This window comes from Brenneria alni, assembly GCF_003666245.1.
Classification (GTDB): Bacteria; Pseudomonadota; Gammaproteobacteria; order Enterobacterales; family Enterobacteriaceae; genus Brenneria; species Brenneria alni.
Genome location: NZ_MJLZ01000019.1, coordinates 58851 through 70959, shown reverse-complemented (window position 1 = coordinate 70959; position 12109 = coordinate 58851). Strand labels below are relative to the sequence as shown.

At 54.2% G+C, this 12109-nt stretch carries 6 protein-coding genes and 1 pseudogene; all 7 read right to left on the bottom strand.

Going from position 1 to position 12109, the window contains the following annotated elements:
• Positions 1–350: 350 nt before the first annotated feature.
• Positions 351–638, bottom strand: a pseudogene (gene tssD, locus BIY29_RS10305) (type VI secretion system tube protein TssD); the annotation flags it as partial.
• Positions 639–648: 10 nt separating this feature from the next.
• Positions 649–1359: an envelope stress response regulator BaeR gene (gene baeR / locus BIY29_RS10300; RefSeq protein WP_121575042.1), complete on the bottom strand. Its 711-nt coding sequence runs from the start codon at positions 1357–1359 to the stop codon at positions 649–651.
• A 7-nt stretch (positions 1360–1366) separates the two neighbouring features.
• Positions 1367–2740 carry an envelope stress sensor histidine kinase BaeS gene (gene baeS, locus BIY29_RS10295; RefSeq protein ID WP_121575034.1) on the bottom strand — a complete coding sequence of 458 codons (1374 nt, stop codon included), beginning with the start codon at positions 2738–2740 and terminating at the stop codon, positions 1367–1369.
• Between the two features lie 7 nt (positions 2741–2747).
• Positions 2748–4151, bottom strand: coding sequence for a multidrug transporter subunit MdtD (mdtD, locus tag BIY29_RS10290; RefSeq protein WP_205680325.1), 1404 nt, complete (start codon positions 4149–4151; stop codon positions 2748–2750).
• 291 nt (positions 4152–4442) lie between these two features.
• The gene (gene mdtC, locus BIY29_RS10285; RefSeq protein WP_121575033.1) at positions 4443–7523 is read right to left on the bottom strand and encodes a multidrug efflux RND transporter permease subunit MdtC; all 3081 of its coding nucleotides are present in this window, start codon (positions 7521–7523) and stop codon (positions 4443–4445) included.
• On the bottom strand, positions 7520–10642 hold the full coding sequence (locus BIY29_RS10280) for an MdtB/MuxB family multidrug efflux RND transporter permease subunit (protein ID WP_121575032.1): 3123 nt from the start codon (positions 10640–10642) through the stop codon (positions 7520–7522). The genes mdtC and BIY29_RS10280 overlap by 4 nt, the downstream gene beginning before the upstream one ends.
• Positions 10642–11865 (bottom strand): MdtA/MuxA family multidrug efflux RND transporter periplasmic adaptor subunit, encoded by a 1224-nt coding sequence (locus BIY29_RS10275; RefSeq protein WP_121575031.1) that lies wholly within the window; start codon positions 11863–11865, stop codon positions 10642–10644. Before BIY29_RS10275 ends, BIY29_RS10280 begins: the two co-directional genes overlap by 1 nt.
• Positions 11866–12109 lie beyond the last annotated feature (244 nt).

Here is a 12109-nt window from a genome sequence, read left to right as displayed (position 1 = left end):
GTATTATTGGGAGTTATATAATGAAAAAATAGAATTATTGTATTTTTTAATTGAACCTGAAATGTCAAAAATCATATATATGACCAATTCCGGTTCTTATAATGAAGAAGATGTTGTTTATTTGTTAAATCAGGTTTTAAAAAAATGAAATGGATTATTGAATGGCTGGGCCAGTCTTTTTTTTATCTTGTACCTATTGTCGTCATCGTTTTAGGTGGCATTTTTTTTGTTAGTTTTTTCCCAAACTATGGTTTCTATCTTACCGTTGCATGGGTATTTATTGTGATTTTTTTATATGTGAAATATTCTAAATGGTATTGACAGTATTTAGAATATTTCACGGTTAAATGTTAATATTTTACTGCTTCCCATAAAATGTAGGAGCTGGTTCTTGCTACTACATGTTCCCACTCTATAGATGCAAATTTGAAAGAGACACTTTCGTGGGGTTGAACCTCATTATGTGTTAATGAATTCGGATAATGAAATTGTATACTTGTGACAATCGCATCTCTCAACACCATTTTAAAATAGAGTTCGTTGCCACCGGATTGTGACGTTCTGTAAAACAGGAATTCACAGGTTAGTTTTTCGTTATCATTCAATGCCTGCGCAATAAGCGGGGTAGCCTTATTCAACAGCCAGGGTTTACACCAGTTCGCCGGGGTCGGCCTCCCATCGATACCCGATTCCGTAAACGGTACGAATAAATGAAGTGTCCTCATCAAACTGCTCCAGCTTACGGCGCAGGTTTTTGATGTGGCTGTCGATGGTGCGATCGGTCACCACCCGGTAGTCATCGTAAAGTTTATCCAGCAGCGCTTCACGGGAAAATACCTTACCCGGCTCGGTAGACAGGGTTTTGAGCAGCCGGAGTTCCGCTGGGGTCAGATCGAGGTTTTGCCCCAGATAGCTGGCCTGAAAACTGTTTTTATCAATGAGCAGCGCGGCTTTATCTGTCGGCTTTTGCGCATCCGTCTGCCAGCCGCAGCGGCGCAGCAGGGTTCGCACCCGCACTACCACTTCCCGTGGGCTGAATGGCTTGCAGATATAATCATCAGCGCCGATTTCCAGCCCCAGCAGGCGATCAATTTCTTCGCTGCGGGCGGTAACCATAATGATGGGCACGTTGGAAAACTGGCGGATAGTGCGGCATAGCGTCAGGCCGTCGGTGCCCGGCAGCATCAGATCCAGCAGGATCAACGCCGTAGGGTGGTGCTGAACCCAGTGAATGACCTCATTTCCGTTGGTTATCCAGTGTGTCTGGTAATCCGCCGCCTGTAGATAGTCAACCAGCAATTGCCCCAATTTGGGTTCATCTTCAACGATCAATACTGGCAAAGCGGATTCAGTCGTCATCATTACTCTATTCTGGCGAATGCAAGGGAAGCTCAACGGTAATCAGCAGCCCCCCCAAAGGAGAATGTTCAGCATACAGCCGTCCGCCATGCGCCTCAACGATATTGTTACAGATGGCCAGCCCCAGCCCTGAACCGCCGCTGGCGCGGTTGCGCGAGCTTTCCGCCCGGTAAAAACGTTCAAATATCAGCGTTAGCTGCTCATCGGTCACACCCGGTGCGCTGTCCTGCCAGGTTATCATCAGGCGTTTCTGGCGGGGGGCGGCGCGTATTTCCAGTTTTCCTTGTTCGTCCGTGTAACGCAGGCTGTTTTCCAGCAGGTTGTTAAACAACTGGAGTAAACGATCCGGGTCGCCGAACACACTGGCCTGTACAGGGAAGTCCGTCATCAGCGTAATGTGCTTTTTCTGGTAGCGTTCATTAAAGGCCGCAATGGCGATGTGCAACAGTTGTACTGCATCCACCGCGCTTTTGCGGTAGACCAGTGCTCCCCGATCGGATAAAGCCAATTGGTGAAGATCATCCACCAGTTTGGTTAAGGTCGTCACTTCCGCCTGTAACGAAAGCAGTGAACCGGCGTCAGGTTGACGCACGCCGTCCTGTAGGGCTTCCAGCTCGCCGCGTAACACTGCCAGCGGTGTGCGCAGCTCATGGGAAACATCCGCCATAAAGGCGCGGCGTGACTGCTCATTTTTTTCCAATGCGCTGGCGAGCTGGTTAAAATCCTGCGCCAGCCGGCCCAGTTCATCATGCGTCGTGGCGGTGACGCGGGCGCTGAAATCACCTGCTGCCAGACGGTGTATGCCGCTGACCAGGCGTTTAACCGGTGCCAGCAGGCCACGGGATGTCAGCCAGGTGGCAAGGATCGCCAGCAGGGTAGACAGCGCGACGATAAACCAACTGGTTCGCTGTTGTTGCCGATCAAAATTGATATCGGCATTGCGGGTCAGGCGTTCGGCGGGGGAGGCGACAACCCAGCCGACAGTCTGGTTTTGCACTGTAATCGCCTGCTGCATGCCTTCTGCCGGGAGTGACTGCGGGGGGCCGAACAGGATATTTTTGTTGGCATCCAGCACCCAGAGGCGGACGCGCCATCCCTGCATCGCATTGTTCGTGCTGTCGTCATTGTTCTGATCCATTGAGTGCAGCATTTTAAACACCAGACGACCGTTGTTACGCAAGAACGACCAGTCGCCATGTTGCTGATATTGCTCCGCCAGCGCGTCACGCAGTTGTTCTACCCGCTGTTCGTTGCCGCGCTTGATGTAGTCGATAAATCCGCGCTCGAAACTGACGCGTACTCCCCAATGCATGGTAATCAGCACCAGCATACAGGTGGCGAAAATGGCGAGGAATAATTTAGCGGTAATCCCAAATTTCATAGCAACCTCACGACCGCCGGGAAAGCGTCAACTGTTTAACGGTATCTGGAGGAACACGGTTAAAGATGAAAGCGGGCAACGCGATAATTACCGCCATGCTGAGGTAGGTATAGAGGAACACGTTATGCGTTTCGGCTGGCCCCATCGCCAGATACCGCTGCGAAAACATACCCAGCAACATTCCCGAAATACTGACGCCCAGACTCATGGATAACTGCATCGACATTGACAGCAGGCTATTGCCGCCGCTGGCAAGGGGATCCGGCAGGTCTTTGAGCGTCAGGGTATTCATGGCCGAGAAACGGATAGCGTTGATCGTACCGAGGAAAAACAGCACCACGGGTATCAGCCAGATCCAGTTCATCACCGCCACCAGTGCAAATAACAGGACGACGAGCGCCAGCAGCAACGTTGAGGCAATCAGCACCAGACGGTAGCCAAAGCGGTTAACAATCTGCACCACCACCCGCTTGATCCCCATACTGCCCAATACCATGGGGATCATCATCATCCCGGCATGAAAAGGCGAGAACCCCATACCTAATTGCAAAAATAGCGGGGTCATAAAAGGCAGCATTCCACTGCCGATACGTGCCAGAAAACCCCCGATTAATCCGACGGAAAAGGTTTGGGTATTAAACAGGCGCAGATTAAACAGCGCCCGGTTGTTATTTCGGGCATGTAGCCAGTAACTCAGCAGGGAAATCAGCCCGACGGCGATCAGGATGAAAATAACAATGAGCGGGATACCGAGATTGTTGTGGCCGTCTAACGCCAGCGTCAGGGTGGCCATAGCCACGGCAAGCCACAAAAAACCACGCATATCAAAGCGCTGGGTTTGCATGGTGTAGTTTGGCATTAACAGCCAGGTTGCCACCGCGCCCGCGATGCCGACCGGCAGATTGATCAGGAAAATCCAGTGCCAACTGGCGTATTCGACCAGAAAGCCGCCAAGCGCTGGCCCTATTAAAGGACCAATCTGTCCGGGTAAAGTAACGAATGTCATGGCGGCCATGTACTGATCGCGCGGCACAATTTTCATCACCGTCAGACGCCCGACCGGCACCATCATCGCCCCGCCAATTCCCTGCACAACCCGTGAGATCAATAGCGTATTCAGGGTTTCTGAACGGGCGCACAGCAATGATCCCAAAGTGAACAGCACTATAGCGGTGAAGAAGATATTTTTGACGCCGATACGATCCGCCAGCCAGCCGCTGGCGGGCAGCATGATGGCGACGGTCAGCACGTAGGAAACAATCACCGAGTGCATATGCAGCGGGTTTTCGTTCAGGCTGGCGGCCATAGAGGGCAGCGCGGTATTTACAATGGTGGTGTCCAGCGTTTGCATAAAAAAGCCAAAGGCGACAATCCACAATTGCCAGCGAACGGAAGCGGGCCGAGTCACCATTATTTAGGATGCTCCTGATGGCGGATGGCAATCAATGAATATATAAGTTGGCCCCCATGACGTAAATTGTGCTTTTCCCGAAGGCACCGCGCAGCGGCATAATTTCCCGCCAAAAGCCAGGGTTCCGAGGGCGACGGCGATTGAGCCGCCCTTGGTCGGGCGCATTTGGAGTGCTAGCAGAAAAATATTGCGTTTTTCGCGCACGAAATTTTCCCCCGATATGACATGTTTCTTTTGTGAAACCAATATGTTTTGGATGCAACGCTTAGAAAGTGGCAGACGTTGGATCCGTCACGACAGTGAGACTTTCCGTACCGGCGCGGTACGCCGCCTATTCCGCAGACGATCGAAAAACAGATACACCACCGGTGTGGTATAAAGAGTAAGAAGCTGACTCATGACCAGCCCGCCGACGATGGTGATGCCGAGCGGCTGACGCAGCTCCGCGCCATCTCCGCTGGAGATTACCAGTGGCACCGCGCTAAATAGCGCGGCCAGCGTGGTCATCATAATCGGACGAAAACGCAGCAGGCTGGCCTGAAATATGGCGTCTCTGGCGCTAAGTTCGCCGGTACGCTGCGCCACCAGCGCGAAATCCACCATCATAATGGCATTCTTTTTAACAATACCAATTAACAGCATAATGCCGATCAGCGCAATCAGGCTGAACGGCGCCCCAAACCACTCCAGCGCCAGTAACGCGCCCACACCGGCAGAGGGCAGCGTGGAAAGGATGGTCAACGGATGCACGTAGCTTTCGTACAGCACACCCAGCACGATATAAACCGCAATAATGGCGGCCAGAATCAGCACCAACTGCGACGCTTGTGACTGCTCGAAAGCCTGAGCCGTGCCGGAGAACTGGCCGCGTACCGTGGATGGCACGCCCAGTGATGTCATGGTTCTTTCGATAACCGCCGTGGCGTCGGACAGCGTAGATCCTTCCGGCAGGTTAAAGGAGATGGTTGATGCGGCAGACAACCCCTGATGGTTAACCGACAGGGGCGCGTTAATGGGTTGCCATTGGGCAAAGTAGGCTAACGGAATGGGTTTACCCTCGCTGTTGATGACAAACATTTTCTCCAGCGAACTAACATCCTGCGTATAGGCGGCGTCCACTTCCATTACCACCTTATATTGGTTTAACGGCTGGTAAATGGTTGAAATCTGTCGTTGACCAAAGGCATTGTTCAATAACGCGTTGGCGCCGGCGACATCGATCCCCAGCCGGGCCATAGCGTCGCGATCGTAGGTCAGCGCCATCTCCGCGCCTTTATCCTGCTGATCGGAGTTGACGTCAGCCAGTTCGGGCAGTTTGCTCAACGCGTCACGAATTTTAGGTTCCCAGATGCGCAGCTCATTGAGATCGTCTGACAACAGGGTGTACTGATAACTGGCATTGGCTTCACGCCCGCCGATGCGTATGTCTTGCACCGGCATTAAAAACAGGTTTGCCCCAGGCTCTTTCGACAGCTTGGCGCGTAAGCGACCGATCACCTGTTGGGCGCTGACATCACGCTCCGACAGCGGTTTGAGTGAAATGAACATGGAACCGCTGTTGGTGCGTGAACCGCCAGTAAACCCGGTGACGTTGTCCACCGCCGGATCGCTGTGAACGATGGTCATGAAATTCTGTAGTTTCAGTTTCATGGACTGAAATGAAATACTTTGGTCAGCCTGAATAAACCCCATCAGCCTGCCGGTATCCTGCTCCGGGAAAAAGGTTTTCGGGATGCTGATATACAGCCAGACATTGAGGACGATGGTTCCCATCAACAGCAACAGCACCCAACGGGCGTGGTTGAGTACCCAATTAAGCGAACGCCCGTAACCTTGTTGCATTGCCAGCAAGACGCGGCCAAAACCACGCAAACGCGGCTGGCTGTGCCTCGGGGCGGCGCGCAATAACCGGGCGCACATCATGGGCGTCAGGGTGAGCGAAATCAGCAGTGAGATAATAATCGCCACCGACAGGGTAACGGCAAATTCACGTAGCAGCCTTCCCTCCAGGCCATCCATCAGCAGCAGCGGGATAAACACCGCCACCAGCGAAATGCTCATCGACAGCACGGTGAAACCGACTTCGCGCACCCCTTGTAGCGATGCCTGCATCGGCTTCATGCCCGCTTCAATATGACGTGAAATATTTTCCAGCACCACGATGGCGTCATCCACCACGAAACCGGTGGCAATGGTCAGCGCCATCAGGGACAGATTGTTCAGGCTGAAGCCGCACAGATACATGGCGGCAAAGGTGCCGATAAGCGAAACCGGCACGGCCACCGCAGGGATTAAGGTGGCCCGCCCTGAGCGGAGAAACAGGAAAACCACCAGAATCACCAGCGCGACGGCAATTACCAGCGATTGTTCCACTTCAGCCAGCGAGGCGCGGATGGTGGGTGAGCGATCCTGTGCGATATCAAGCTGAATTTCAGCGGGCAGGCTGGCGCGAAGCTCTGGCAATGCGGCGCGGACACTGTCCACGGTGGTGATAATATTGGCGCCGGGCGCACGGCTTATAACCACCAGAACGGCGGGTTTGGCATTGGCCATTCCGGCATTGCGCGAGTTTTGTACCGAATCTTCCACCGTGGCAACGTCACTCAGTCGCACGGCAGCGCCGTTGTTATAGCGAATAATCAACGGTTCATAAGTGCTGGCCGTTTTCAGTTCATCGTTGGTTTCTATCTGCCAGCGCTGCCGGAGGTTTTCAATATTGCCTAACGGTTGGAGAACGTTAGCCTGGCTGATGGTCTGGCGCACTTCATCCAGTGCGATCCCCTGATTAAACAGCGCTTGCGGATTCAGAGCCACGCGCACGGCAGGCAGCGAGCTACCCCCGATGGAGACATCACCCACGCCGGTCATCTGGGAAATTTTCTGCGCCAGCCGGGTGGAGGCATAGTCATACAGTTGCCCCTGGTTGTAAGTATCCGATGTCAGCGTCAGGATCATGATCGGGGCATCGGAAGGGTTCATTTTTCGATAAGTCGGACGGCTGGACATACCGGACGGCAGCAGATTCTGCGCGGCATTAATGGCTGCCTGAACATCTCGTGCCGCGCCGTTGATATCTCTGTCGAGATTAAACATCAGAATAATGCGCGTACTGCCCAACGAACTCGTCGAGGTCATTTCACTGACGCCGGCGATCCGGCCTAACGCCCTTTCCAGCGGGGTGGCAACCGATGATGCCATAGTTTCCGGCGAAGCGCCGGACAGCGAGGCGCTGACCGATATCACCGGAAAGTCCACCTGCGGCAAGGGGGAAACCGGCAGCAGCCGAAACCCCATTGCGCCACAGAGGGCAATCGCCACGGTCAGCAGGATGGTGGCAACAGGCCGATGGATGAACAGGGCGAAGAACTTCACTCGGTTTCTTCCTCCTGACGCGGGGCGCGACGGACACGTTGCGCCAGCCGATCAAACAGCAGATAAATCACCGGGGTGGTAAACAGGGTTAATATCTGGCTCATGATCAGACCGCCGACCATACAAATGCCTAAAGGCTGGCGTAATTCGGCGCCGACGCCGGTGCTCAACATCAGCGGCAGCGCACTGAGCAACGCCGCCAGGGTGGTCATCAGAATCGGACGGAAACGTAACAAACAGGCCTGGTAAATGGCGTCATACGGCGCCATGCCCTGTTCGCGTTCGGCGGCCAGCGCGAAGTCGATCATCATGATGGCATTTTTCTTCACAATGCCGATCAGTAAAATGATGCCGATAATGGCAATCACATCCAGTTCGTTGCCCGCCATCATCAGCGCCAGCAACGCACCTACCCCCGCCGTCGGCAGGGTCGAGAGGATGGTCACCGGATGAATGAAACTTTCATACAGTACGCCGAGGACGATGTACATTGCGACTACCGCAGCCACAATCAGCCATACCGTGCTGCCCAGCGCCGACTGGAAGGCCAGTGTACTGCCCTGAAAACGGGTGGTGATATCGGCAGGCAGGTTCATTTGCTGTTCTGCCTGCGTGATGGCGTCTACCGCTTCACCCAGCGAATACCCGCTGGCGACATTAAAAGAGAGGGTGGTCGAGGGGAATTGATCGAGATGATTGATTGCCAGCGGCCCCAGACGCTCCTCAATGGTGGCGATACTGTTCAGCGGAATGGTTCCGCCGTCGCTGCTGATTAAACGCACATCGTTCAATGCATCCAGACCGTTGTTGTTGCTGGTATCGTGTTCGAGCACCACTCGGTACTGGCTGGACTGAGTATAGATGGTGGAGATCAGGCGCTGACCAAAAGCGTTATAAAGCGCGCTATCCACCTCCGACATGCTGATACCCAGACGGCTGGCGCTGTCACGGTTGACCTTCACATAAGCGACGGCGGCTTTGTCCTGCCAGTCACTGCTGACATCCTCCAGTTGCGGCAGCTTCTGTAGCTCACTCATTAATTGAGGCACCCACACACTCAGTTCATCCAGCGACATAGCCTGTAACGTGAACTGATATTGCGTCCGGCTGATCTGGGTATCAATCGTGAGATCCTGTACCGGTTGCAAATAAAGCTGTATGCCGGGGATCTGCGCGGTTTGTTGTTGCAGCCGGGTAATGATTTCAGGAATACGTTCGCTGCGTTCACTGAGCGGTTTCAGGTTGATTTGCAATCGCCCGCTGTTGAGCGCGCCATTGGTGCCGTCAACGCCAACAAAAGAGGACACGCTCTGTACCGACGGATCTTTCATAATGATGGACGTCACCTGCTGCTGGCGATCCGCCATGTTACTGAATGATACTGACTGCGGCGCTTGCACCGTTCCCTGAATAATGCTGTTGTCCTGAACCGGGAAGAATCCTTTGGGTATCCACAAATACAGCAGAATGGTCAGCAATAGCGTGCCTAAAGCCACGCCCAGCGTTAGCCACGGGTGGTTCAGCACCTTACGCAACCAGATAGCGTAACCATCAACCACACGGGTAAAAAAGCGCTCGCTGGCGTGGGTAAAACGGTTTTGCTTGCGTAATGACTGATGACTAAGGAGACGGGCGCACATCATCGGCGTGAGCGTGAGCGACACCACGGCGGAAATCAGAATGGCGACGGCCAGCGTGATGGCGAATTCACGGAACAACCGGCCAATGATGTCCCCCATAAATAGCAGGGGGATAAGCACCGCAATCAATGAAAAGGTCAGCGAAATGATGGTGAAACCGATTTCACCGGCGCCTTTCAGCGCGGCATTGAGCGGTTTCTCGCCTTTTTCGATATAGCGGGAGATATTTTCAATCACCACGATGGCGTCATCTACCACAAACCCGGTGGCGATGGTGAGCGCCATCAGCGTCAGGTTATTGATGGAGAAGCCGAGCAAATACATGACGGCAAATGTACCAATCAGTGAAAGCGGCACCGCAATGCTGGGGATAAGCGTAGCGACGGCATTACGCAGAAACAGGTAAATCACCATCACCACCAGCGCGATAGCCAGCAGCAATTCAAACTGCACGTCTTTTACCGATGCTCGAATGCTATTGGTCCGGTCGGTCAGGGTGGAGACCTCAACCGATTTAGGCAGGCTGGCGGTTAAGCCGGGCAACATCTGGCGGATGCTGTCGGTGGTGGTAATCACGTTGGCGCCCGGCTGGCGCTGAACGTTGATGATAATGGCCTGCTGACGATTGGCCCAGGCAGCCAGATGGGTGTTTTCCGCCGCCTGTTCAATCGTGGCGACATCACGCAGGCGCACCGGGGCGTCATTACGCCAGGCGACGATCAATTGACGATAATCCTCAACGGATTTCATTTGATCGTTGGCAGACAGCGTCACCGATCGGGTGGGGCCGTCAAGGCTCCCTTTGGCGGAATTGACGTTGGCTGCGGTAATGGCGGTACGGACGGCTTCGCTGGTCAGTTCGTAAGCCGCCAGCGCCGGGGCATTCAGTTTTACCCGAACCGCCGGGCGCTGTCCGCCTGCCAGCGAAACCAGGCCGACGCCCGCCACCTGCGAGATTTTCTGCGCGATACGGTTATCGACCATGTCCTGAACCTGCGTCATCGGCATGGCGCTGGAGGTGACGGCCAGCGTCATAATCGGCGGATCAGCCGGGTTAACTTTACTGTAGGTTGGTGGATAGGGCAGATCGCCGGGCAGCAGGTTGGCGGCGGCGTTGATTGCCGCCTGTACGTCTTGTTCCGCAATATCCAGTGACAGTTCAAGCTGAAATTGCAGCGTAATGACCGATGCGCCGCCGGAGCTTTGGGCTGACATCTGTTTCAGCCCGGACATCTGTCCGAACTGGCGTTCCAGCGGGGCGGTAATGGCCGAGGTAATTACTTCGGGGCTGGCGCCGGGATAGAGCGTGACAACCTGAATGGTGGGGTAGTCAACCTCCGGTAACGCTGAAACCGGCAGGGCGCGGTAGCCAATGATACCCGCCAGCAAGATGGCGACCATTAACAGGGTGGTCGCCACCGGACGCAGTATGAAAAGCCGTGATGGCCCGCCGCCACTAGCTGGAACGGTATCCTGCATCAGGGCTTCTCCCCGGTGATGACCGGTGTTTTCTCCGTCGCGGCAGAGGGCAGTACTTCAACTTTGGCGCCTTCGGTCAGGCGGTCGATGCCGTCGGTGACGACCAGTACATCGGCGCTCAGGCCCGCAGTAATCACGATTTGCTGACCGTACTGAATACCGGTGGTGACCTGGCGTTTACTGACCTCATGTTTATCATTCAGTATCCAGACAAAGCGGCTCTCATTTCCCATTTGTACTGCGGCAGCGGGGGCGACGACCGCATTCTGCAGCGTATCAACCTTCATACGGATGTTAACAAATTGATTGGGGAACAGGGCGTCGTCGCTATTTTCAAAGCGAGCTTTAAGTTTAATGGTGCCGGTGGTGGCGTCGATCTGGTTATCCATACTGAGCAGGCTGCCCTGCGACAGTTTCTGCTGATTGGCGCGATCCCATGCTTCAACTATCGGCGACTGATCGGATTTTTGGGCCTTAAGAATGGTGGCGATCTCACCTTCCGGTACGGTAAAAACGACATCGATCGGATGTGTCTGGGTGATAACCACGATACCGTTAGTATCGCTGCTGGTGATGTAATTCCCCACATCAACCTGTTTTAAGCCCACTCTTCCGCTGATGGGGGCGGTAATTTTGCTATAGGCCAACTGTAGTTCGGCGCTGGCAACCGCCCCTTCATCCGCTTTTATGCTGCCTTCCGACTGGCGAACCAACCCCTGCTGCGCATCCAGCTCCTGACGCGAGATCAGATTGGTTTTCACCAATTGCTGATAGCGGGCTAAATCCTGCCGGGCGTTGGCGAGTATCGCCTGATCTTTTGCCAACTGCCCCTGCGCCTGCGTCAGTTCTACCTGATAAGGCCGTGGATCAATCTCCGCCAGCAGGTCGCCCGAGTTGACCTGTTGCCCTTCCTGAAAATGCAGGGCCATCAGTTCACCGTTCACCCGGCTGCGGAGGGTCACGGTATTAGCGGCCATGACGGTGCCAAGCCCGGACAGATAGTAGGGCACCGACGCTGATTGCGTCCGTGCGGCCTGAACGGGTGGCAATATATTCATGGCGGCACGACGACCGTTTCCATTACCGGCGCGTGACTGCGGAGCAGCCTGATTTACGCTCTGGCCGGCAGTCGCGGGTGGTTGAGTGAAATGACGCCAGAGCAGCAGGGCAATGGCGACGGCGGCAACAAATATCAACAGACATGTGAGGCGTTTGGCATTCATGGTAATCGGTTAATTTCTCCATATTGCGCGGGGAACGGCACGAGTCCTTGAAACGATGCGCTTTATCATACTAGTTTAAACAGTTAGTACCGGACAAAAATGAAGGAAATATGGAAGATGTGTCAGGGAGTGTAGACGCAGGGCGGAAATATTATACCCGAAAGCAGAAATGACGCCTGATCCTGGCAGGGCAGGTGGCAAGGCGGCATTGGCCCCATCATGATCGCATGTATTATTTTCTTAT